This window comes from Hydrogenophaga sp. (assembly GCF_051858985.1).
GTDB lineage: Bacteria > Pseudomonadota > Gammaproteobacteria > Burkholderiales > Burkholderiaceae_C > Hydrogenophaga.
Window position 1 is genome coordinate 132,499 of sequence record NZ_JBHYGM010000001.1, and the last position, 21,866, is coordinate 154,364.

19 protein-coding genes are annotated in these 21,866 nt (G+C 68.4%); 9 read left to right on the forward strand and 10 right to left on the reverse strand.

What is annotated here, in order from left to right; all coding sequences use genetic code 11:
- Positions 1 to 3: 3 nt before the first annotated feature.
- The 3 genes from ilvC to ACTIEY_RS00660 are packed head-to-tail and all read left to right on the forward strand — an operon-like array spanning position 4 to position 3,075.
- Positions 4 to 1,020, forward strand: a complete 1,017-nt coding sequence (ilvC, locus tag ACTIEY_RS00650; RefSeq protein WP_439517214.1) for a ketol-acid reductoisomerase — start codon at positions 4 to 6, stop codon at positions 1,018 to 1,020.
- Between the two features lie 5 nt (positions 1,021 to 1,025).
- Positions 1,026 to 1,820, forward strand: coding sequence for an SDR family NAD(P)-dependent oxidoreductase (locus ACTIEY_RS00655; protein ID WP_439517215.1), 795 nt, complete (start codon positions 1,026 to 1,028; stop codon positions 1,818 to 1,820).
- 34 nt (positions 1,821 to 1,854) lie between these two features.
- On the forward strand, positions 1,855 to 3,075 hold the full coding sequence (locus ACTIEY_RS00660; RefSeq protein ID WP_439517216.1) for a hypothetical protein: 1,221 nt from the start codon (positions 1,855 to 1,857) through the stop codon (positions 3,073 to 3,075).
- A gap of 9 nt (positions 3,076 to 3,084) precedes the next feature.
- Here the strand turns inward: ACTIEY_RS00660 and ACTIEY_RS00665 are convergent, their stop codons facing one another.
- The gene (locus tag ACTIEY_RS00665) at positions 3,085 to 3,804 is read right to left on the reverse strand and encodes a hypothetical protein (RefSeq protein ID WP_439517217.1); all 720 of its coding nucleotides are present in this window, start codon (positions 3,802 to 3,804) and stop codon (positions 3,085 to 3,087) included.
- A gap of 170 nt (positions 3,805 to 3,974) precedes the next feature.
- Here ACTIEY_RS00665 and ACTIEY_RS00670 point away from each other — a divergent pair, with 170 nt between their 5' ends.
- From ACTIEY_RS00670 to ACTIEY_RS00680, 3 genes are read left to right on the forward strand one after another with little or no spacing between them, the layout of a single operon-like run.
- Entirely contained in the window at positions 3,975 to 4,565 is a 591-nt protein-coding gene (locus ACTIEY_RS00670; protein WP_439517218.1) for a nucleotidyltransferase family protein, read from the forward strand.
- A 12-nt stretch (positions 4,566 to 4,577) separates the two neighbouring features.
- Positions 4,578 to 4,751 (forward strand): DUF1328 domain-containing protein, encoded by a 174-nt coding sequence (locus tag ACTIEY_RS00675; protein WP_439517219.1) that lies wholly within the window; start codon positions 4,578 to 4,580, stop codon positions 4,749 to 4,751.
- 2 nt (positions 4,752 to 4,753) lie between these two features.
- The gene (locus ACTIEY_RS00680; protein ID WP_439517220.1) at positions 4,754 to 7,258 is read left to right on the forward strand and encodes an excinuclease ABC subunit A; all 2,505 of its coding nucleotides are present in this window, start codon (positions 4,754 to 4,756) and stop codon (positions 7,256 to 7,258) included.
- Position 7,259: 1 nt separating this feature from the next.
- On the opposite strand, the gene ACTIEY_RS00685 is transcribed toward ACTIEY_RS00680, so the two are convergent.
- The 5 genes from ACTIEY_RS00685 to ACTIEY_RS00705 form a co-directional block, all read right to left on the reverse strand.
- Entirely contained in the window at positions 7,260 to 8,072 is an 813-nt protein-coding gene (locus ACTIEY_RS00685; RefSeq protein ID WP_439517221.1) for a phosphatase PAP2 family protein, read from the reverse strand.
- Between the two features lie 17 nt (positions 8,073 to 8,089).
- On the reverse strand, positions 8,090 to 8,959 hold the full coding sequence (locus ACTIEY_RS00690) for a hypothetical protein (RefSeq protein WP_439517222.1): 870 nt from the start codon (positions 8,957 to 8,959) through the stop codon (positions 8,090 to 8,092).
- Between the two features lie 163 nt (positions 8,960 to 9,122).
- The gene (locus ACTIEY_RS00695) at positions 9,123 to 9,434 is read right to left on the reverse strand and encodes an AzlD domain-containing protein (RefSeq protein ID WP_439517223.1); all 312 of its coding nucleotides are present in this window, start codon (positions 9,432 to 9,434) and stop codon (positions 9,123 to 9,125) included.
- A 4-nt stretch (positions 9,435 to 9,438) separates the two neighbouring features.
- Positions 9,439 to 10,146, reverse strand: a complete 708-nt coding sequence (locus tag ACTIEY_RS00700) for an AzlC family ABC transporter permease (protein WP_439517224.1) — start codon at positions 10,144 to 10,146, stop codon at positions 9,439 to 9,441.
- A 50-nt stretch (positions 10,147 to 10,196) separates the two neighbouring features.
- Positions 10,197 to 11,123, reverse strand: a complete 927-nt coding sequence (locus tag ACTIEY_RS00705; protein ID WP_439517225.1) for a DMT family transporter — start codon at positions 11,121 to 11,123, stop codon at positions 10,197 to 10,199.
- A gap of 89 nt (positions 11,124 to 11,212) precedes the next feature.
- Between ACTIEY_RS00705 and ACTIEY_RS00710 the strand changes: the two genes are divergently transcribed.
- Positions 11,213 to 12,091, forward strand: a complete 879-nt coding sequence (locus ACTIEY_RS00710) for a LysR family transcriptional regulator (RefSeq protein ID WP_439517226.1) — start codon at positions 11,213 to 11,215, stop codon at positions 12,089 to 12,091.
- Here the strand turns inward: ACTIEY_RS00710 and ACTIEY_RS00715 are convergent.
- The 3 genes from ACTIEY_RS00715 to ACTIEY_RS00725 form a co-directional block, all read right to left on the reverse strand.
- Positions 12,060 to 13,019 carry an alpha-E domain-containing protein gene (locus ACTIEY_RS00715; RefSeq protein ID WP_439517227.1) on the reverse strand — a complete coding sequence of 320 codons (960 nt, stop codon included), beginning with the start codon at positions 13,017 to 13,019 and terminating at the stop codon, positions 12,060 to 12,062. The genes ACTIEY_RS00710 and ACTIEY_RS00715 overlap by 32 nt on opposite strands.
- Before the next feature lie 15 nt (positions 13,020 to 13,034).
- Complete coding sequence (locus ACTIEY_RS00720; protein WP_439517228.1) at positions 13,035 to 14,474, reverse strand: circularly permuted type 2 ATP-grasp protein; 1,440 nt, start codon at positions 14,472 to 14,474, stop codon at positions 13,035 to 13,037.
- Between the two features lie 77 nt (positions 14,475 to 14,551).
- Positions 14,552 to 16,138, reverse strand: coding sequence for a hypothetical protein (locus ACTIEY_RS00725; protein ID WP_439517229.1), 1,587 nt, complete (start codon positions 16,136 to 16,138; stop codon positions 14,552 to 14,554).
- Positions 16,139 to 16,342: 204 nt separating this feature from the next.
- Between ACTIEY_RS00725 and ACTIEY_RS00730 the strand changes: the two genes are divergently transcribed.
- Both ACTIEY_RS00730 and ACTIEY_RS00735 read left to right on the forward strand, forming a co-directional pair.
- A complete protein-coding gene (locus ACTIEY_RS00730) occupies positions 16,343 to 16,942 on the forward strand; it encodes a response regulator transcription factor (protein WP_439517230.1) in 600 nt (199 codons plus the stop codon).
- Entirely contained in the window at positions 16,929 to 19,346 is a 2,418-nt protein-coding gene (locus ACTIEY_RS00735; RefSeq protein WP_439517231.1) for an ATP-binding protein, read from the forward strand. The genes ACTIEY_RS00730 and ACTIEY_RS00735 overlap by 14 nt, the downstream gene beginning before the upstream one ends.
- A 7-nt stretch (positions 19,347 to 19,353) precedes the next feature.
- Here ACTIEY_RS00735 and ACTIEY_RS00740 read toward each other — a convergent pair whose 3' ends face one another.
- Positions 19,354 to 21,726: a DNA internalization-related competence protein ComEC/Rec2 gene (locus ACTIEY_RS00740; RefSeq protein ID WP_439517232.1), complete on the reverse strand. Its 2,373-nt coding sequence runs from the start codon at positions 21,724 to 21,726 to the stop codon at positions 19,354 to 19,356.
- Positions 21,727 to 21,866 lie beyond the last annotated feature (140 nt).

Here is a 21,866-nt window from a genome sequence, read left to right on the forward strand (position 1 = left end):
ACCATGAAAGTTTTCTACGACAAGGACTGCGACCTCTCCCTGATCAAGGGCAAGACGGTGGCCATCATCGGCTACGGCAGCCAGGGCCATGCGCATGCGCAGAACCTCAACGACAGCGGCGTGAAGGTGGTGGTGGGCCTGCGCAAGGGCGGCGCATCGTGGGACAAGGTCGGCAAGGCCGGCCTGAACGTGCTCGAGGTCAAGGAAGCGGTGAAGTCCGCTGACGTCGTCATGATCCTGCTGCCCGACGAGCAGATCGCCGAGGTCTACAAGAACAACGTGGAGCCCAACATCAAGCAGGGCGGCTCGCTGGCCTTTGCCCACGGCTTCAACGTGCACTACAACCAGGTGGTGCCGCGCGCCGACCTGGACGTGTGGATGGTCGCGCCCAAGGCGCCGGGCCACACCGTGCGCAACACCTACACCCAGGGCGGGGGCGTGCCCCACCTGGTGGCGGTGCACCAGGACAAGAGCGGCAAGGCGCGCGACCTGGCGCTGTCGTATGCCATGGCCAACGGTGGCGGCAAGGCCGGCATCATCGAGACCAACTTCAAGGAAGAGACCGAGACCGACCTGTTCGGCGAGCAGGCGGTGCTGTGCGGTGGTGCGGTCGAGCTCATCAAGATGGGCTACGAGACGCTGGTGGAAGCGGGTTATGCGCCCGAGATGGCGTACTTCGAGTGCCTGCACGAGCTGAAGCTGATCGTGGACCTGATCTACGAAGGCGGGATTGCGAACATGAACTACTCGATCTCGAACAACGCCGAGTACGGCGAGTACGTGACCGGGCCGGAGGTGATCAACGAGCAGTCGCGCGTGGCCATGCGCAATGCCTTGAAGCGTATCCAGAACGGCGAGTACGCCAAGATGTTCATCGCCGAGGGCCGCACCAACTACCCGAGCATGACGGCGCGCCGGCGCACCACGGCCGACCACAGCATCGAAGTGGTGGGTGCGCAGTTGCGCGCCATGATGCCGTGGATCGCCAAGAACAAGCTCGTGGACCAGACGCGGAACTGAAGTCCATGGCACACCCCGTCTCCGAAAGGGTTGCCGTCATCACCGGCGCGGCGCGCGGCATCGGGCTGGCCAGCGCGCGCTGGTTCCTCGCCCGCGGCTGGCGCACGGTGGTGGTGGACAAGGACGGCCCCACGCTGGCCGCCGCGCAGGCCGCGCTGGAGCGCGAGTCCCCGGGCCGTTCGCTGGCGCAGCAGGTCGACGTGTCGGACCCGGCACAGGTGAATGCGCTGGTGGCCAGCGTGGACGCCGCGTGGGGTCGCATCGACGCGCTGGTCAACAACGCCGGGGTGGCCGTGTTCAAGCCGCTGGTGTCCACCAGCTTCGAGGAGTGGCGCCACGTGATGGCCACCAACCTCGATGGCGCCTTCCTCTGCAGCCAGGCCTGCGTGCCCCTGCTGCGCCGCCAGGGCGGCGCCATCGTCAACATCGCTTCCATTTCGGGCCTGCGCGCCAGCACGCTGCGCGTGGCCTACGGCACCAGCAAGGCCGCGCTGATCCACTTCACCAAGCAACAGGCCGTGGAACTGGCCGGCATCGGCATCCGCTGCAACGCCGTCGCCCCCGGCCCGGTGGAGACGGCCATGGCCAGGCAGGTCCACACGCCTGAAATAAGGGCCGACTACCACGCCGCGATTCCGCTGGCGCGCTACGGCTCGGAGGAAGAAATCGCCGCAGGCATCGGCTTTCTCTGTGCGCCTGAGGCGTCGTACATAACCGGCCAGGTGGTGGCAGTGGACGGCGGATTCGACGCCGCCGGCGTGGGACTGCCGACCCTGCGGCGCGACTTCAGCGATCTCTGAGCGTGCCGCGCAGGGCTTGCTGCGGTGCAACAGCTTGGCTAGACTGCACCTGCCCTCGCAGACCTACCCCGAAAGCAGCGTGCGCCCTTCGATTCCATCCTGTCCCATTGAAGAAGCCGACCCGCGACTGCAGCGGGCGCAGGTCATGCTTGCGCTGTTCCAGCAGCTCGACGAGCAGGAGTGGACCCTGCCCGGCACACAGCGCCTGGCCGCCGCGCTGCCCGAGATCGACCCCTTGCGCGCCATGCTCGACAGCCTGGCCCACGATCCGGATCAGGCCAGCCTTCACATTGCACTGGCGGCCGCGAGCGCCTGGGTGTGGCAACCCGCCGGCCTGCACCTGGAAGGCCTTTCCCACCTCGAACGCGCCGGCTCGCGCATCGACCCCGCGCTCACGCCTGTGCCGCTCCAGGCGCGCTGGTCCACCGTGCGCGTGCTCGCTGCCATGCCGCTGCCCGGCGCCAGCGAGCGCGGCCACGCCGAACGCGCCGTGGCCCTCTACCGAGTGCAGGGCGACCGGCGCGGGCTGTACCACGCGCTGGGGGCTTTCGTGCGGCTCGCCGCCGTGGCACGCGATTTCGAGCCGGCGCAGGCCGCGTTGCGCGAACTGGAAAGCCTGCACGACCCGGGCTGGCCACCGTGCTCCCGCACCGTTCTGCTCACCGCGCGGGGTTACCTCGCGTACTTCGCGGGACGTGTGGAAGAGGCCCTGACCGCCTACGAAGCCCTGCTCAAACTCGTCACCAAGTCCGACGATGCCTGGGCCCAACGCAGCGCGTTGATCTTTCTGGAACAGGCCATGCAGGCGCTGGGGCGCTTCGAGGAGGCCGTGCGACTCGGTCGAGAACTGATCGCACAGCAGCGCGCCTTGCCGTTCCGGAGCAGTCTCACCATGCCCTGGGCCAACCTGTGCCAGGCACTGACCGAACTGGGTGAGCTCGATGAAGCCCTGCAGGCCGGGCGCGAGGCACTGGAAGAAGGCCTGCACGACGGACAGCTGTGGCTCACGCTCGACGTGTTCGCCTACCTCGCCGGACGGCGCGGGCGCCTGGGCGACGCAGCCCTGGCCTTTGGCTGTGCCGACGCGGAGTTCGCCCAACGCGGCGCCGTGCGCCAACCCAACGAACAGCGCGCCCACGACGTCACCCTGGCCGCTCTGCGCGAGGCCATGCCGAGCTACTTCGTCTCGGCACTGCTCACCGAGGGAGCGGCTCTCTCGGTGGAAGACGCGGCGCGGCTGGCGCTGGACAGCTGAGGCAGCCGCTCAGGGCGCGTCGCTGGCCTGCGCGCTGCCGGCCACCGCCGCACCGCCACCCGCGCCCACCCCCATCCCCACACCCATGCCTGCGCCACCGCCGCCGGCACCCCCTCCTCCACCACCGCCACCACCGCTGCGTCCACCGCGGGCATCGGCTCCGCCACCGCGGCGCGCGCCCCCGCCTGCGGCGTTCACGCGCAGCGGACCCTGGTTGGGCACGGCCAACTCGGCCGGCACAGGCGTGAGGTCCAGCGCCTGGCGAATGAAGCTGCGCAGCGACACCACCAGTTCAGCCACCTCCACATTGCGCCCCGCCACCATCTCGTTGGCCGCATGCGCAGCCAGGCGCACCTGTTCTTCGGTGCCCAGCAGGATGATGTCGGACAGCGCGGCTTCCACCGCATCGCGAATGCGCCGGCGCCGCTCGGAGGCGCTGGCGACCGGATCCATCTCGGCTTCTTCCGTGGTTTCGCTCTCACGCCGCAGGTCTCGCAGGTGTGCGGGGTCCACCGTGAGCACCCCGGTGAACGAACCACCCAGCGTCTTGTAGGCCGCGATCAGCACCTTCAGCCGCTCGTTGATCTGCCGGTTCTCGCGTTCACGCTTTCGCTGGAAGGTCTGCATGAACACCAGGCGGATGCCGACGAACACCAGCGACACCAGCACCAGGCCGAAAAGCGTGGTGAAGATGGCCGACAACGAACTGAAATCGAGCATGCCGCGCATGGTGGGTCCTGTGACAGTGGCAAGGGCCGATCAGTATGCACCGGCCATGTCGGCGCGCGAGCCTGCGTGCAGGCCGATGCGGGCCCGATTGCCAGCCTGGGTGGAGAACAGGGAAACTCCGTCATCGCATTGAACCTGGCGAATCTGCCCATTTTCTGAAGGCGCCACCGTTGCTCCCCTCGCAAGCCCGCTTCTTCAAAGACATCCTGACCAACCGCCACAACCGCGCGATTCTGGAACGCTGGCCCGGTTTGGACCTGCCCGACGGGTGGCTGGTGGCGGGCTGCCTGTTCCAGACCGTCTGGAACTTGAGCAGCGGACGTGCGCCGGAAGCGGGCATCAAGGACTACGACCTCTTCTATTTCGACACCAGCGACCTGAGCGAAGCGGGCGAACGCGCGGTGCAGGCGCGTGTGAGCGACGCCCTGGGCGACCTGGGCGTGACGGTGGAGGTGTCGAACCAGGCGCGCGTGCACCTCTGGTACACGAACTACTTCGGCGAGCCCTATGCCGCCCTGCGAAGCAGCCGCGAGGGCATCGACCGATTCCTGGTGCCCGCCACCTGCGTAGGCGTGCGCCCCGATGAGCTGTATGCGCCCAATGGACTGGATCTGCTCTACGAAGGCATGCTCACCATGAACCCGCTGACGCCCCACCGTGAACTCTTTCTGAAGAAAGCGCAGTCGTATCGGTCGCGCTGGCCGTGGCTGCAGATGCGACCGGGCACGGCAATTGCCCCCGTAGGCGGCTCTTCAAACTAACCAGGAATCGCCATGCTCAAGTGGGCCGTCATCTTCTTTCTCATCTCACTCGTGGCCGGCTTCTTCGGCTTTCGCGGCGTCGAATCCGGCTCTCAGAAGATCGCCAAGGTGCTCTTCTTCATCGCCATCGCCATCTTCCTGGTGGTGCTCGTCTTTGGCGTGTTCCTGGGCACGCTGGTGTTCTAGGCGTGCCCAAGCCCAATCGCGCGTCGCCCGTCAGGGAATCCGGGTTCATTCGCGTGCGCGGCGCGCGCGAACACAACCTCAAGGACGTGGACGTCGATGTGCCGCGCAATGCCTTGGTGGTGTTCACCGGCATATCGGGGTCGGGCAAGTCGTCGCTGGCCTTCGGCACGCTGTTTGCCGAGGCGCAGCGCCGCTATTTCGATTCCGTCTCGCCCTACGCGCGGCGGTTGATCGACCAGGTCGGCGTGCCGGACGTGGACAGCATCGATGGGCTGCCGCCTGCGGTGGCGCTGCAACAGGCCAGGGGTTCTGCCGGATCGCGGTCCACGCTGGGCTCGGTGTCGATGATGTCCAACCTGCTGCGCATGCTGTATTCGCGCGCTGGCCGGTACCCGCGTGGCATGCCCATACTGCATGCCGAGGATTTTTCGCCGCACACACCGCAGGGTGCATGCCCCACCTGCCAGGGACTGGGCTTTGTCTACGACGTGACCGAGAAGGCCATGGTGCCCGACGACACCTTGAGCATCCGCGAACGCGCCGTGGCCGCCTGGCCGCCCGCCTGGCACGGGCAGAACCTGCGGGACATCCTGGTGACACTGGGCTACGACGTCGACAAGCCCTGGCGCGACCTGCCGCGCAAGGACCGGGACTGGATCCTGTTCACCGACGAGCAGCCCACGGTGCCTGTCTACGCCGGCTTCACGCCCGCAGAAACGCGCGCCGCGCTGCGTCGCAAGCTGGAGCCCAGCTACCAGGGCACCTTCACCGGCGCGCGCAAATATGTGCTGCACACCTTTGCCACCACACCCAGCGAACTGATGAAGCGGCGCGTGTCGCGCTTCATGTCGGGCACCGTGTGCCCTGAATGCGATGGCAAGCGGCTGAAGGCCGACGCGCTGTCGGTGAGCTTTGCCGGTCTTGACATCGGCGCGCTCTCTCGCCTGCCGTTGAACGAGGTCGCGCGGGTGCTGGCGCAAGCCAGCACAAAGGAGCTGCCGCCTGAAAAGCGCATCGCCGCCCAGCGCATCACCCACAACGTGCTCGAACGCGTGAAGACCCTGCAGGACATCGGCCTGGGCTACCTCTCGCTGGACCGGCAGACACCCACGCTGTCCTCGGGCGAGCTGCAGCGCGTGCGACTGGCCACGCAGATTCACGCCAACCTCTTTGGCGTGCTCTATGTGCTGGATGAACCCTCTGCCGGCCTGCACCCCGCCGATGGCGTTTCACTGCTCGCTGCCCTCGACCGGCTCAAGCAGGCGGGCAACTCGCTCTTTGTGGTGGAGCACGACATGGCCGTGATGCAGCACGCTGACTGGATCGTGGACGTGGGTCCTGAGGCCGGTGAACATGGCGGGCACGTGCTGTACAGCGGCCCGCTGGACGGCCTGCGCAAAGCGAAAGGCTCCCACACCGCGCACCATCTGTTTGCGCCATCGAAACCCCGTGCCCGGGAGGTGCGTGCACCACGAGGCTGGCTCCAGCTGGCCGGCGTGGCCTGCAACAACCTGCACCGCGTGAACGCTGCGTTTCCCATGGGCGTGCTCACCGCCGTCACCGGTGTCTCCGGCTCAGGCAAATCCAGCCTGGTGGGCCACGCGCTGGTGGACCTGATGGCCGACCACCTGGGTCATCAACCCGCCGCGCCCGACACCGCAGGCGACGACGAGGCACCGGTGGGTGCCGTGGTGAGTGCTGGACGCATCGCGGCGGGCGCAGAAGCGTTTCGCCGCCTGGTGAAGGTGGACCAGAAACCCATCGGCCGCACGCCACGATCCAACCTGGCCACGTACACCGGTCTGTTCGATGCGGTGCGCAAGCTCTTTGCGGCCGAGCCCGCCGCCAGGAAGCGCCAGTGGGGCGCCGGTCGGTTCTCGTTCAACGTGGCCGGCGGGCGTTGCGACACCTGCGAAGGCGAAGGCTTCGTGCATGTGGAACTGCTCTTCATGCCCGGCGTCTACGCCCCATGTTCCACCTGCGGTGGTCAACGCTACAACGACAAGACCCTCCAGATCCTGCACGACGGCAAGAACATCGCCGAGGTGCTGGCGATGACGGTTGATGAAGCCACTGCGTTCTTCGCGCACGTGCCGGCCATCCACCGTCCTCTAAAGCTGCTGCAGGACATCGGGCTGGGCTACCTGCGTCTGGGCCAACCCGCCACCGAACTCTCGGGCGGCGAAGCTCAACGCATCAAGCTGGCCACCGAACTGCAGCGCCCCGAGCGCGGCGACACCCTGTACGTACTCGACGAACCCACCACCGGCCTGCACGCCGCCGATGTGGACCGGCTCATGGCCCAGCTCCATGCACTGGTGGACGCGGGCAACACCGTGGTGATCGTGGAGCACGACATGCGCGTGGTGGCCGGCTGCGACTGGGTGATCGATGTCGGGCCGGGCGCGGGGGAGGAAGGCGGGCGCATCGTGGTCGCCGGGGAGCCTGCGACGGTGGCCGTCCATCCCGTGTCCACGACGGCGCCCTATCTCGCAGCGCAGGGCTGAATCAGCCAGGGCGCGAATGCCGTCGCGCAACTTCCATCGCCACCACGCACACCGTCAACCACGCAAGCCCGGAAGCGAACCCGGCGATCACGTCGCTCGCCCAATGCACTTGCAGGAACACCCGGCTCCAGCCGGTGCTGAACGCCAGCGCAACGGCCAGAAGCACGGCAGGCACATGCCAGCGCGAAGGCAGCAGGCGCATGCAGAGGTAAGCGAGCATGCCGTACACCACCACCGAGCCGGAAGTGTGCCCGCTCGGAAAGCTGTAACCGTCGGCCACCGCGAAGCCATGGTCGTGCACGGGCCGCACGCGCTCGAAGATCTGCTTGAGCGCCCGATTCAGCACTGCGCCACCTGCGCAGGCCACCACCCAGCCGAACGCCATGGCGGTTTGCCGGCGAGCCAGCAACAAGATGCCCACGACCACCACCAGCACCGTGAGGGTGATGGGGTCACCCAGGTGCGTGAGCGTTCCGAACACGCGCAACGTGGTGGCCGACAGTTCCTTCGAGAGCGTCTCCGTCAATCGAGAATCGAACAGGCCGAACTCCTCGTCCGCCTGAAAGACTTCCATCATCTCGGCGAACACCGCCGCCGTTGCCACCAGCATGCCCGCTCCCACCACCAGGCAGATGCTCAGCAACATGGTGCGCGACAGGTTGCCGCCGACGATGCGTCCGCTGTAGCGCCTGAAGAACACCAGAGCAGTCGCGGTCACCAGGAGCAGGATGATCAGGGTCACGAAAAACACGGACACCGCGTGCGCCCCGAGCCAATCGGCCAAGGCCTGCACCTGCACTGCGTCGTCGTCCACAGGGACGTCGTGCCGTCTCAATGCGCCTGCAACCCCACCGGAAAGTCGTAGTGCTCATCCACCACCCGCGCCGCCATCAGCGGCAGCATGCGGTCGATGAAGACTTCGCCGATCCATTGGCGGGTGGTGGTGTCTGGCGTGTCGATGCAGCTTTGCAGCGTGAGGCTGCTGAAGCTGCCGATGCCGTCTTCCATGTACAGGCCGAGCGGCACCGCAGACAGGTGGTTGCCCTGGTTGTCCACGGGATGGCTCAGGGTGGCTTGTTGCCAGGCGCTGTAGAAGCGTTCGAAGCAGCCCACGGTGCCCTTGCGCCAGACGTCGCTGATGTAGAAGTGCCAGGCACCCTGGTCTTCCACCACAAAGCCCCAGCTGAACTCGTGAATGCCGTCGGGCGCTTCGGCGAGCACGCCGATCTCGGTCACGTCTTCGCGGGCCTTGTATTCGGCGTACAGCGGGCCGGGGCCGGTGAGTTCGCCGCGCACGAAGCGTTGCAGCAGCGTGGGGTCTGAACTGAACAGGGGTGGGGGGTCGCTCCAGGCGCGTTTGGCGCGGTGGATCAGGCGCGATGTGGCGTCGGCGCTTTTCTGTGCGTTGATGCAGCGGTCCATGAAGGTCTTGCGGCCGTCGGGGGTACCGAGCTGTTCGATGATTTCCTCGAAGGCGACGTCGTCCTTCAAGTAGCCGTCTTCACGCAGGCGCAGCACGATGTCGAGCATGGAGCTGCGGGTGATGTGTTCGAGCATGTAGGCCATGTCGCCGCCGTCGAACTGGTCGATGGACTTCTGCACCCAGGCCAGGGTCTCCTCGGGCGAGAGGCCTTGTGGCGCCCGCGGCATGTCGTTGAACAGGGCACGCAGCACCCTCACCGTATCCAGATCGCTGGCCATGAAATCTCCGTAATGGCATGCGGCCTGTCCCCCTTGATCAGGCCCCACGGCCAGCATAGCCGCGTCTGGCGCTCCGGCTCCTATCGCTTCCCCGGGTGTGTGACTTTTGAGCCGCTTTGGCGCAACGCCAAGCCGCTGTGCGTGACTTTTTGCGCCCGGCTTTTCAGAGCACGGCGCGCAGAACGGCCGTCACCAGCATGCAGGCCACCACGCCGCCCAGCTGCCCGCCGCGCGCCAGCCAGGCCAGGGTGGCGGCCACCAGGCCACCCACCAGGGCCGGGTCCAGGTTGCTCCAGTGCGGGCCGGCCACCGAGCCCACCAGCATGCCGGCCAGCAAAGCCGGTGCCAGGGCATCGATGACGGCGCTCACGCGCGGCGGCAGCGTGCGGCCGTGCAGCAGCACCGGGCCGGCGGCCTTGAGCGCGTAGTTGACCAGGGCAAAGGCCACCACCGCCAGCAGCATCGACTGGTTCATGGTTTCAGCCCTCCTGCCGGCGCAGGGCCAGGAAACCGGCCACGCCGCTGCACAGCAGCGCCACGCCGGGCGGGACGAACCAGCACATGACCCCTGCAATGCCCGCCGCCAGCAGAATCACCGGGCGCTGGCGCGGGCTCACCCGCCAGATGTCGAGCACGAAAATGAGGAACATGGCGGGAAACAGCGTGTCCAGTCCCCATTGCCTGACCAGCGCGGGCGACGGCGAAAGGTAGGCGCCGATGGCCGTGCCGCCCACCCACGCGGGCCATTGCACCAGCGTGGCCGCAATCATCTTCTCGCGGCTCACCGTGCCATCGGGCAGCCGGGCCGTGGCCCACGACGCATCCAGCACGGCCTGAGATTCCAGCGAACGCCGCCAAAGTCCCCCGCGCAGGCTGCGCGCTGCATTGATGGCCAGGGGCACGAAGCGCAGGTTGATCAGGGTGGCAGCGCTGACGGCGCCGATCACGCCACCGCCGCCACCGAACGCAAGGACGATGGCGAATTGCGCGCCACCGGCAAACACGATGGCCGACATGAGCACCACCAGCCAGGCGGGCCAGCCCTGCGCCACCGCGGCCACGCCAAAACTCACCGCCAGCGCAAAAGCCCCCACACCCAGGCCAAGGCCAGTGACGAGGCCTTGGCGCCAATGCAGGCGGCGGGTGGCCTCGAGGATCTCGGGCGATTCATGGGCAGCGGTGTTCATGCAGGCAGGCGGGAAGAAACGACTCCGGGGAAATTACCACGGAAGCCTCTTCATGCCTGCCGCGCGCGTTGCATGCCCACCACCACCAGGGCCACCAGCATCGCCAGCACGCCCACCATCTGGCTCGGGCTGAGCGCGCGGCCGTACACCAGCCAGTCCACCGCCACCGCCGAAGCCGGGTACACGAACTGCAGCACCGCCACGCGTCCGGCCGTCAGGCGCGCCACACCGGCATAAAGCACCACATAGGCCAGACCGGTATGGATCACGCCCAGCCCGGCCAGCCACGCCCACGCCGCCCCGGCAGAAGGCCAGCCCTGCGTGAGCGGCCACCAAAGCAGCACCACCGCGCCCACGGCGCACTGCCACCACGCCAGCGCCAGCGGGCTCAGGCCGCGCGCGCGGTGGGCAATGAGCGTGAGCGCCGCATAGCCCACCGAATTCAGCAAGGCCAGCGCCACGCCCCAGAGGTAACTGCGGGTCCAGCCCACGCCGGTGAGCGCGCCGTCCACCCAGCCAGAAGCCAGCGCCAGGCCCACCAGCGAAGCCAGCGCCGCGAGGGCCTGCGCACGCGTGATGCGCTCTTTCCACCACCATGCACCGAAGGCCATGACCAGGAACGGCTGCACGTGCACCACCACCGTGGCCACGCTGATGGAGGTGCGTTCGATCGCCTCGAAGAACAGCAGCCAGTTCACCACCGCCAGCACACCCGCGCTCACCGCGGCCACGCGAGCCGCGCCAGCCAGGCGCAGCTCACCCCAGCGGCGCGTGGCGGCGAACCAGGCCGTGAGCGCCAGCAGGCCGAAGGCACAGCGGAACCACACCGCCGTGAGCGGGCTTTGCCCCGCCTCCTCCAGGAACACCCCCAGCGTGCCCAGCATCAGACCCCCGGCCACCATCAGCCACATGCCACCACGTTCGCGTGCGTTGGCGGCTTCCACAGACATGGCTTGCAGGGCGGTGCTCGAGTTCATGCGCCGATGGTCGGGCGCTCGGCTGAATCTGTACAGCGGATAAATAGAATCCCATGCATCCGGTTTTCGAATAATGGAGCAAGACCATCATGAACCATGCAGACCTGCAACTCGACTGGTTGCGCGCTTTCGTCACGGTGGTGGACTGCGGCTCCCTGTCGGCGGCGGCGCCCTTGCTGCACCGCTCGCAGTCGGCGGTGAGCATGCAGATCAAGAAGCTGGACGACGCAGTGGGGCGGCCGGTGCTGTTGCGCGGGCCCAGGCACCTGGAGGTGACGCCCGTGGGCGCCGAGCTGCTGGGTTATGCGCGCCGCCTGCTCGCCCTGCACGGCGAAACGCTGGAAGCGCTGCACGGTCCGGTGCTCTCGGGTCATGTCCGCCTGGGCGTGCCCGATGACTACGCCGCCACCTACCTCACGCCGGTGCTGCGCAGCTATGCCAGCCGCCACGCGGCCGTGGAAATCGAACTGCACTGCGAGCAGTCCACCGCCCTCATTCCCAAGGTGCAGCGTGGCGAGATCGACATCGCCCTGGTCTCACGCGACAAGCCCACGCGCGGCACGCTGCTGTTTCACGAGCCGCTGGTGTGGGTGGGCGCGGCCGCCTTCGAAGCGTGGCGGCGCGACCCCTTGCCGCTGGCGGTGTACGAGCAGGCCAGCCAGGCCCGGCGGTCCACCATCGCCGCACTCACGGCACAACGCCGCGCCTACCGCATGGTCTACAACAGCTCCAGTCTGGCGGGCCAGCTGGCGGCGGTGGAAAGCGGCCTGGCGGTGGCCGTGCTCACACGCTGCAGCGTGCCGCCCCACCTGCCCATCCTGGGCGAGCGGCAGGGTCTGCCGCCGTTGGCGACCATGGAGGTGGCGGTCTACCGCAGCCAGGCGTCGCGCCGCATGACCGCCGTGGACGCGCTGTTCGACCAGATGGTGGCCACGCTCAGTGCGAGGGGACGAGAAAGTCCTGGCTGATGCGGCCACCGAGTTCGTTCACGCGGTCGAGGAACTGCGTGAGGAACGCGTGCAGGCCCGTGGAGAGGATCTCGTCGATGCGCGCGTACTGCAGGTCGGCCTTGAGCTTGCCGGCTCGGCGCAGGGTTTCGCCGCTGTGCTCGTTGGACACCACCGCGAGGTTGTTCACCACCTCGTTCAGGCTGGCGGCCAGGCTGCGGGGCATGTCGGCGCGCAGGATCAGCAACTCGGCCACGCGCTCGGGTGTGATCACGTCGCGGTAGACCTTGCGGTACACCTCGAAGCCGCTCACGCTGCGCAGGATCGCGCTCCAGTGGTAGAAGTCGTACTCCTGGTCCAGTTCGCTGGCGGCGCCAAAGAAGTCGCTGTGCACCGCGTGGAACTTCACGTCCAGCAGCCGCGCGGTGTTGTCGGCGCGCTCCAGGAAGGTGCCCATGCGGTAGAAGTGGAAGGCCTCGTCCTGCAGCATGGTGCCGATGGCGACACCGCGCGAGAGGTGCGAGCGGAACTTGACCCACTCGAAGAATTCGCTCGGATCGCGCTCGAAGTTCTTGGCCTTGAGCATGCGCGCGAGTTCCAGCCAGGTCTGGTTTTGCGTCTCCCAGAATTCGGTGGTGAGGGCGCCGCGCACGGCGCGGGCGTTCTCCCGCGCCGCCTTCAGGCAGGCCGCAATGCTCGACGGGTTGGACTCGTCGCGCACCATGAAGTCGAGCACGTTGCGCGGCGTGATCTCCTTGCCGTACTTCTTGGTGTAGGTGGGCATGAGCTCGCTGATCACCAGCAGCCCTTCCCAGCCCACTTGCGCCACGGCGGCAGACTGCGGCAGCAGAGAGGTCTGGTAGTTCACGTCCAGCATGCGGGCGGTGTTCTCCGCGCGCTCGGTGTAGCGGGACATCCAGAAAAGGTGGTCGGCGGTGCGCGAAAGCATTGGTTGTCTCCCTTGTCAGTCCTCGAGGACCCACGTGTCTTTGGTACCACCGCCCTGTGACGAGTTGACGACCAGCGAACCGTCCTTGAGTGCCACGCGCGTGAGGCCGCCGGGCACCATCTGCACTTCCTTGCCGCTCAGCACGAAGGGCCGCAGGTCGATGTGGCGCGGTGCCACGCCGCTCTGCACGTACGTGGGGCAGGTGGACAGCGACAGCGTGGGTTGGGCGATGTAGCCGCTGGGGTTGGCCAGCACGGCCTTGCGGAAATCCTCGATCTCGGCCTTGGTGGAGGCCGGCCCGACCAGCATGCCGTAGCCGCCCGCACCGTGCACCTCCTTCACCACCAGGTCCTTCATGTTGGCGAGCATGTACTTGAGGTCTTCGGCGTCGCGGCCCATGAAGGTCGGCACGTTGTTCAAAATCGGTTTCTGGCCCAGGTAAAACTCGATCATCTTCGGCACATACGGGTAGATGGACTTGTCGTCGGCAACTCCCGTGCCCACCGCGTTGCAGATCGCCACATTGCCGCTGCGGTACACACTGAGCAGGCCTTCGCAGCCCAGCGTGGAGGTGGGGCGGAACACGGAAGGATCGAGGAAGTCGTCATCGACGCGGCGGTAGATCACGTCCACCCGCTTGGGTCCGCGCGTGGTGCGCATGTAGACAAAGTTGTCCTTGACGAACAGGTCCTGGCCTTCCACCAGCTCGATGCCCATCTGCTGCGCGAGGAAGGCGTGTTCGAAGTACGCGCTGTTGTACATGCCCGGCGTGAGCACCACCACCGTGGGCTCGGCCGTGGTGGCCGGACTCACGGCGCGCAGGGTTTCGAGCAGCAGGTCGGGGTAATGCGCGACCGGCGCCACCCGGTTCTCACCAAAGAGTTCGGGGAACAGCCGCATCATCATCTTGCGGTCTTCGAGCATGTAGCTCACGCCGCTGGGCACGCGCAGGTTGTCCTCGAGCACGTAGTACTCGCCCACGCCTTCTGCATTGGGCGCGCGCACGATGTCGATGCCCGCGATGTGCGAATAGATCTGATGCGGCACGTCCACACCCATCATCTCGGGGCGGAACTGCGCGTTCTGGAAGATCTGGTCGGCCGGGATGAGCCCGGCCTTGATGATTTCCTGATCGTGGTAGACGTCGTGGATGAAGCGGTTGAGCGCCGTCACGCGCTGCACCAGGCCTTCTTCCATGCTCTGCCACTCGTGGGCGGGGATGACGCGGGGAATCAGGTCGAACGGGATGAGTCGCTCGGTGCCGGAGCCGTCTTCGTCCTTGGCGCCGTACACCGCAAAAGTGATGCCGACCCGGCGGAAGATCATCTCCGCCTCTTCCCGCCGGGCTGCCATCACGTCTTCAGGCTGCTGGGCCAGCCAGCGCGCGTAGTTCTGATAGTGGGCCCGCACCTCGCTGGGCGAGGCATTCATTTCGTCGAACATCGGTCTGCTCATGGGCTTTTTCTCCTGCCCACAGCATAGCAAGGACCGGGCCAGGGTTAGCCCTTGCGGGCTCTCTCCCTCGCCCGCGGTCAGCGCGCCGCCCGGAACAGCCCGTTGGTCACGGTCACGCTGCGCTGCAGGTCGGCGGTGACAAAGGTGCCACTGAAGCTGCCTTCGATGGCGTTGGTCACGTCGGTCAGCGTGATCGAGCAGCTGCTGCCGGCCGGGCCGGGCGCTGGCTGGGCCCGGTTGCCGGCGTAGTACCACTCGCTGTTCCACCAGAACCAGATGTTGACCTTGCGGTAGTTCGCATCGGCGACGGTGGACACGGCTTCCTGGTCACAGAGGTAGGTGCCGGTGGCCTGCGGCAGGGTGTGGATCTGCACGCCCAGCGGGTAGCCAGGGCTGGATGCCTCTGCGCCCACGGGCGTGCCGGTCACGGCGATGAAGGTGTAGTTGCGGTAGCTGTCGGCATACGAGGCATCGAGCGCGCTGCTGTAGCCGTAGGTCGTGCCAGCCACGTCGAAGGAAACACCGGTCTGCCCCGACGGAAGCTGGCCCCCGCCGGTGGAAGCTGCCAGGCGGAAGTAGCCATTGGCCATGGTGCTGGATTCGCCGCTGAGTCCGTCGATCAGCGTGCCGGCAAACCGGCCGGTGATGGTGTTGCTGGTGACCGCGATCACCTCCACCGCGCAACTGCCGCCCGATGGCGCGGTGCTCAGCGTGCGCCCACCGTCCTGCAGCTGGATGTTGAGACCCGTCGAACCCACGCAGGCATGCGTGCCCACGGTGGCCGGCACGTTGCGGATCATCCAGCGTTCCAGTGCGTTGGGGCTGCTGTCGGTGCCGCCGGAGGCATCGAAGTTGCCGGTGCTCGGGCCTTGCACGACCAACCAGCCGACGTTGGCCGTGCGGGTGAACACGGTGCCACCCACGGTGGCGGTGGCGCCGTTGCCTTCATTCAGCGCGGCGCCGTCGCCCGAGCCGGCGCCGCCAGAGGAAGCGGGGGCGGTGGGCAGGGCGGGCGGTGTGCCCGGCGCGGACCATTGCGCCAGCACCGCGCTGTAGCTGGTGCCCGCGGTGCTGATGGCCGCGCTGAAAGCCTCGAGCAGGTCGTCGTAGGGGTCGCCGCCGAGGGCGCTGAAGACCATGTCCAGCGGCGAGAAGCCGCTGGGCAGCGCGTAGCCGGCCGACTGCAGGGCCTGCCGGATGGCGGCGCTCGCATCGGCCGCTGCCTGGGCGGCGGCGGCCAGCCGCTCGGGCGTGACGGATGTGAACCAGCTGGCCGGCGACGTGTCGACGGCGGCGGCCACCAGCAGGTCGGTCAGCGGGGTGATGTTGACGGTGCCGGCGGTCAGCGCAAGCGAGTGGAAGGTCTGCACGTTCGGCACGCCGCCCACGGTGCCGCCACTGGCGCTGACCGCGCAGGGCAGCGCTGCCTGCGGCACGGTGGCGCCCCAGGCGCCGGTGCCGCTGGTGGAGACCGGCGTGAGCGTGACGGGAATCGAGCAACTGAGCTGGATGCTGGCGCCGACGATGGGCGCACCCACAGCGACCACGCCCTGGAGCTGGGCTGTCTGGGTCGCGGGGGTGCCGGAGCCGCTGCCACCGCAGGCCAGCAAGCCCGCGACCATGCCGGCGAGAAGAAGAGAACGGGTGAGGGTGCGAACTATCATCTGGAGTCCTTCGTGTTGGAGCGCCGCAGCGCAAGACCGGGTGCGGCGGCGGCGTAGTATTCGATGCGCCCGCGTCGCCGGACTCACCCGTTCGGATGAGCCACTCCATTGATCTCGCGCCGTGAAAGCTCCCAGGGGTACCAAGGGGCGCAGCGTGCGCAATCATTCACGCCTGCGGCCTGCGCCGCGCCATCCGTTCCAGCCATGACGACGTGTTCCGCCCTGGTGGTCGACGACCATCCCCTTGTCGCCGAATCCGTGGCGGTGCTGATCCTCTCGATCGCGCCGGGGGCGGTGGTCGAGCGCCGCGAAACGCTGCGCGGCTGCGCCAGCCTGGCGGGCCGCGCGGCTCCCCTGACGCTCATCGTGGCGGACCTGTCGTTGCCGGACGCCAGTGGCCTGCGGGCACTGGAACAACTTCGCGCCTGGTGGCCGCAGGCCAGCGTGGTGGTGTTCTCCGGTGCGCGCAACGCCCTGCTCCAGCGCCACTGCATGGAAGCCGGTGCGGCTGCCTTCGTGGTGAAGACCGCTTCCACGGTGGAACTGCGCGAATCGTTGCAGCGGGTGCTGAACGTCGCCCTGCCCAGGCCCACGCTCGCGCTGCCCACGCGGTGGTCGGACGGTGAGCTCTCGCCCAAGCAGGAGGCGGTGTGGCGCGACCTGGCCAGCGGCCTGTCGAACCAGGAAATCGCCCAGCGCCATGGCGTCTCGATCAACACCGTGAAGACCCACGTCCGCGAACTGTTCGAACGCATCGGCGTGCGCAACCGCACCGAGGCAGCGCGCCTGTATGCCGAGCGCTGAGGTGTTTCGGCGCGGCCTGCTCGCCGCCGCCCTGTTGCTGCTGTGCGTGGTCGCCTTTGCGCCGATGCCTGCGGCCGGTGCGCAGATGAACGCAGCATTGCGGGTCGCCGACGCGCCGCGCGAGCCGCTGCTGCTGTGGCGCCACCTGAGGGTGCTGCAGAACCTGGCCGGCGCCGAACTCACGCCCGCCGAGGCGTCTGCCGCCATCGAGGCCGGCGGCGCTGACGTGATGTCCTTGCGTCGACCCGAGCACTCGCTGGGGCGTCGTCCGACCCCGGTGTGGGCCCGGTTCACGGTGGAGCACGCCGGGGACGAGGCCATCGATCTCGTGCTCGCGCAGCGCTATCCCACCATCGAGCACCTGGAGCTCTACCAGCAGCAAGGTTCGCAATGGGAGCGCATCCTGGGCACCCACGAAACGGCGCGCGCGATGTTCGAGCGCGACCGCTTCCCGAACTTCCACCTGAGCCTGCAGCCCGGCGAGCGCGCGGAGTACCTGGTAAAGATGCAGACCGTGGCACCCTTGCGCTGGGTGCTCTCGGTGCAGGAGCCCGGCACTTTCGCCACGGAACAGCGGTGGCACGACTGGGCGCTGGCATTCGGCTACACGGTGCCCCTGTCGGTGTTGCTGCTGGTGGCTTTCCTGTACCGGCTCAACACCACGCCGGGCCTGGGTTTCTTCATGGGGTTGACGCTGGCCGACATCGTCGCCACCACGTGGATCGCCGGCTTTGCTGCCGAGTTGCTGCCCACGGTATCGGGGGAGCAATTGCGCACCATCGGACACGTGGCGTATGCGGCCATGCTGTTCTTCGGCCCCCGCCATGCGCTGGCGTTCGCCGGCGCGGCCAGCCCGCGGCGCCTGCGCCTGGCCGCCCAGGTGCTGTCGGTCGCCGGCCCGGCGGCCGTGCTGGTGGCCTTGTGGTTCGATCCCTCCACCGCGGCCGCCATGCCCGGGCCGCTGGGTTTCATCATGGCGGCGCTGTGCTGCGCCATGGCCTGGCATGCGCACCGGCAGGGCCAGCCGCATGCGCTGGCCTACATCGCGGCCTGGTCGGCCTACCTGGTGACCACCCTTTTGTATTTCTTCGTGCGTCTGGAGGTGTGGCCGCTGGAGGTGTTGCCGCTCATGATCTTTGGGCAGTCGCTCGGGCTGACGCTGCTCATGGGTCACACCGTGGCCCGCGCGGTGGTCGACCGCGACGGCCACCTGCGGGTGGCCTTGCAGGAGGCCGAGTCGCAGCAGCGCCAGATCGAGTCGATGGGAGCCGAGCGAGAACGCCTGTTCGCAGCGGCCAGCCACGACCTGCGCCAGCCCCTGCAGGCGATAGCGATCAACGTCGAGCTGCTCCAGCACCGCCTGAACGCCGCGACGCCGCGCGACAGCGACGACGACCGCGCCCTGCTCGACCGCATGCAGGCCGCGCTCACCGGCACCAACGAGCTGCTCGAATCGCTGCTCGACCTGCGCCTGGACGCGTTCAGCCAGGCGGCGGTCGAACACGTGCCGGTGGAACTGGCGCCGCTGCTGGAACGCCTGGGCGCGGAATACCGCAGCAGCACGGCCGCACGCGGTCTCATGCTGCGCGTGGCACCCACGCGAGCCTGGGTGCGCGCCGATCCCCAGCGGCTCGAACGCGTGCTGCGCAACCTGCTGGCCAACGCGGTGCGCTACACCGAGTCCGGCTGGGTTCTGATGGGTGTGCGCCGAGGCCCGGGCGCCCACTGGCGCATCCAGGTCATGGACACGGGCGCCGGCATCGATCCCCTGCGCGCCGAGCAGTTGTTTGGCGAGCATGTGCGCGGTGTGCACGAGCGGGCTGCTGGAGCCTCAGCGCCGGGCGGCTACGGGCTGGGCCTGTACATCGTGCAGCGGCTGGCCGACGCCATGGGCGCAAGGGTGGGCGTTCGGCCGCGCACGCGAAACTGGCACGAGGGCAGCGTCTTCGAGATCGTGCTGCCATCGTGCGCGCCCGTCTTGCCGGCGCCAACGCCCGCGCCACAGGCCCGGGCACCGCGCCCGCTGCTCGGGCGCCGCGTGCTGCTGGTCGACGACGACCGAGCGTCGCGCGAGGCGCTGGCGGCGGGGCTCGCCGAACTGGGGGCTCAAGTCGATGCCCGACCCATGCCGCCCGAGGCCCCGATCGACCCGCACACGTGGCACGCGGTGGTGTGCGACCTGGACCTGGGCGCCCGGCGCACGGGCCTGGACCTGTTGATGGAACAAGGCAGCGGCCTGCGCGTGCTCGTGAGCGGCCGACTGACACCCGACACCGTGGCACAGGCCAGCGCTCACGGCATCGTCCCACTGCAGAAACCGGTGTCGCTGGCGATGCTGGCACAGGTGATCGACCACGACGTCGGGGTCGCCGACCTGCAACCCGCTTCCGAGGCAGGCCGCTGAGCCAGCGTCACCCGCCAGCGCGCCAGTACCGCGGCGACTGCTGGCGATGGCAAGCCACGCCACCCGGATCGTCACTGCGCCAGGTGGCAGCCCCGCAATCCGGCGAATTCACCCAACCGATGCCGCGCTGGCGGTACCGCTCCAGCACGCTGTCGGCCGGATGGCCGAAGCGGTTGCGGTAGCCCGACTGCACGATCACCCAGCGCGGCATGAGCGTGTTGAGCAGCACCGGGCTGCTGGAAGACTGGCTGCCGTGGTGCGGCGCCAGCATGACGGTGGCGCGCAGTTCGGGTCGCGCCAGCGCCAGCCGCACCTCCTGCGCCGCGTCGATGTCGCCGCCGAGCCAGGCACTGTGGTGGCCGTTGGACACGCGAAGCACGCACGACATGGCGTTGCTGGAGAGGCGCGGTGCGCCGTCCTCGCGGTAGTGCGCGGGCTGCGGATGCAGGATTTCAAAGTCCACGCCGTCCCAGTGCCAGCGCCGGCCAGCGATGCAGCGGCGAAAAGGATCGGGGTCGAACGATGAGAGCCAGCGCGCCTGCGGCTGCGCGGCCTGCACCGAAGCCGCGCCGCCAGCGTGGTCGCTGTCGCGGTGGCTCACCACCACGGCGTCCAGCGTTTCGCCCAGCGCGCGCAGCAAGGGCAGCACCACGCGGTCGCCGGCATCGGCGGCGTCGGCCTGGGGGCCGTAGCGCGGCCCGGTGTCGTAGAGCAGGCTGTGGCTGGCGGTGCGCAGCAGCACCGCGCTGCCCTGTCCCACGTCCAGCGCCAGCAGTTCGAACTCGCCAGGGGCGGGGCGCGGTGGGGTGAAGATCAGCGCGGGCCAGATGAACATGAGGCCACCCAGACGCAGCGGCCAGGGCAGGCGAAGCACCAGCAGCACCCCGCCGGCCACGGCTGCCACGGCCAGCGGCCATGGAGCCACGGGCCGGAAGATGGCGGCCCAGGGCCATTGCGCGAGCCAGGTCAGCCCCAGCGACATGGCCTGCACCGCCCAGGCCGCCGCATCCCACAGCGGCGGCAGCAGCACGCCGAGCATGGCCAGCGGCGTGATCCACAGGGTGACCAGGGGAATGGCCACCAGGTTGGCGACCAGGCCCACCACGGAGAACTGCCCGAAGAGCAGCAGCGTGAGCGGCGCCAGCGCGACGGTGACGGTGCCCTGCTCTTTCACCAGCGACGCCACGGCTCGCCAGGCGCGGTGCGGCACGTTCAGCGGCGCTGGATCGCGCCACCGACCACCCGGGTCCGACGCGAACAGGATGCCCACGGCCACGAAACTGAGCCAGAAGCCCGGCTGCAGCAGCGCCCACGGGTCCAGTGCCAGCACGGCCACCATGGCCAGCAGCCAGACCGCCGGCCAGGGCCAGCGGCGCACCCCCAGCCGCAAAGCCACCACCACCGCCAGCATGATCAGCGTGCGCTGCGAAGGCACGCCCCAACCCGAAAACAGCGCGTAGGCCGTTGCCAGCGCCACGCCGCCCACGCCAGAGGCCAGCGGCGTGGGCACGGCGTGCAAGGCGCGTGGCCACCAGCGCGCCAGCCGCCGCCACGCCAGCGCCACCAGCACCGTGGCGAGCCACGCGAACATGGTCACGTGCAGTCCCGAGATGGACATCAGGTGAGCGACGCCCGTGGTCCGGAAGAGGTCCCAGTCGGCGCGTTCGATGGCCGACTGCTCGCCCACCACCAGCGCCGCGATCACCCCCGCGCTGCGCGGGTCATGGGCCAGCCGGGCGTCGATGCGCTCGCTCACCGACTGGCGAACGGCGTCCAGCGAACGCCACGGGCTGGACGCCAGCCGCCGCGGCGCCGGGTCGCGCGGCCCGCTTCGCACATAGCCGGTGGCCTGGATGCCGCGCTCCCAGAGCCAGAGCTCGCGATCAAAGCCGTGCGGGTTCGAGTTGCCGTGCGGCAGGCGCAGGCGCACGGTGAACTGCCAGCGCTCGCCCGCGCGCAGACCCGGGCTGCCGGCCGCCATGGACCAGCTGCCCCCGGCTGCTGCGTCCACACCGCCGTACCAGCTCAGTTGAAGCAGCGGCGGCAGCCGCACCGCATTGCCTTGCAGCGAGGCCGACTCCACCCTGAATTCAAAACGTTCGCCTTGAGCGCCGCGCTGCGGCAGCGAGTCGATGCTACCGGTGACCTGGATGTCCCGGCCCTCCAGCGCTGGATCCAACGCGTCTGCCGCGAAGTGGGCGGCACGCGCACCTGTGAGGCCAAACCCCGCCAGCGTGCCCGCCAGCAGTCCGATGACCACGCCCCAGCGACACAACAGGCGCCACTTCCAGGCCATGGTCAGCAGCACAAGCGCCAGGCCCGGCAACACGAGATAGACCACGAGCGCGTGAAGTTCGGCCTGCTGCAACTGCAAGGCCACGCCACACACCCCACCCCCCAAAGTACCTGCTCGCCACGCGCCTCGGCGGCCGCCGTGCGGCCTGTCATTCTTCTTTGGCGCGAGACTTGCTAGGATGCCTGCAAGCCGCGCCGGCATTTTTCCCGCCAGCGGACCCATCG

Bases quoted from the DNA above. Each gene is read 5' to 3' on its own strand.
- ilvC (WP_439517214.1), top strand. From the start codon at position 4: ATGAAAGTTTTCTACGACAAGGACTGCGACCTCTCCCTGATCAAGGGC.
- ACTIEY_RS00655 (WP_439517215.1), top strand. From the start codon at position 1,026: ATGGCACACCCCGTCTCCGAAAGGGTTGCCGTCATCACCGGCGCGGCG.
- ACTIEY_RS00665 (WP_439517217.1), bottom strand. From the start codon at position 3,804: ATGCGCGGCATGCTCGATTTCAGTTCGTTGTCGGCCATCTTCACCACG.
- ACTIEY_RS00675 (WP_439517219.1), top strand. From the start codon at position 4,578: ATGCTCAAGTGGGCCGTCATCTTCTTTCTCATCTCACTCGTGGCCGGC.
- ACTIEY_RS00690 (WP_439517222.1), bottom strand. From the start codon at position 8,959: ATGGCCAGCGATCTGGATACGGTGAGGGTGCTGCGTGCCCTGTTCAAC.
- ACTIEY_RS00695 (WP_439517223.1), bottom strand. From the start codon at position 9,434: ATGAACCAGTCGATGCTGCTGGCGGTGGTGGCCTTTGCCCTGGTCAAC.
- ACTIEY_RS00700 (WP_439517224.1), bottom strand. From the start codon at position 10,146: ATGAACACCGCTGCCCATGAATCGCCCGAGATCCTCGAGGCCACCCGC.
- ACTIEY_RS00705 (WP_439517225.1), bottom strand. From the start codon at position 11,123: ATGAACTCGAGCACCGCCCTGCAAGCCATGTCTGTGGAAGCCGCCAAC.
- ACTIEY_RS00710 (WP_439517226.1), top strand. From the start codon at position 11,213: ATGAACCATGCAGACCTGCAACTCGACTGGTTGCGCGCTTTCGTCACG.
- ACTIEY_RS00715 (WP_439517227.1), bottom strand. From the start codon at position 13,019: ATGCTTTCGCGCACCGCCGACCACCTTTTCTGGATGTCCCGCTACACC.
- ACTIEY_RS00720 (WP_439517228.1), bottom strand. From the start codon at position 14,474: ATGAGCAGACCGATGTTCGACGAAATGAATGCCTCGCCCAGCGAGGTG.
- ACTIEY_RS00725 (WP_439517229.1), bottom strand. From the start codon at position 16,138: ATGATAGTTCGCACCCTCACCCGTTCTCTTCTTCTCGCCGGCATGGTC.
- ACTIEY_RS00730 (WP_439517230.1), top strand. From the start codon at position 16,343: ATGACGACGTGTTCCGCCCTGGTGGTCGACGACCATCCCCTTGTCGCC.
- ACTIEY_RS00735 (WP_439517231.1), top strand. From the start codon at position 16,929: ATGCCGAGCGCTGAGGTGTTTCGGCGCGGCCTGCTCGCCGCCGCCCTG.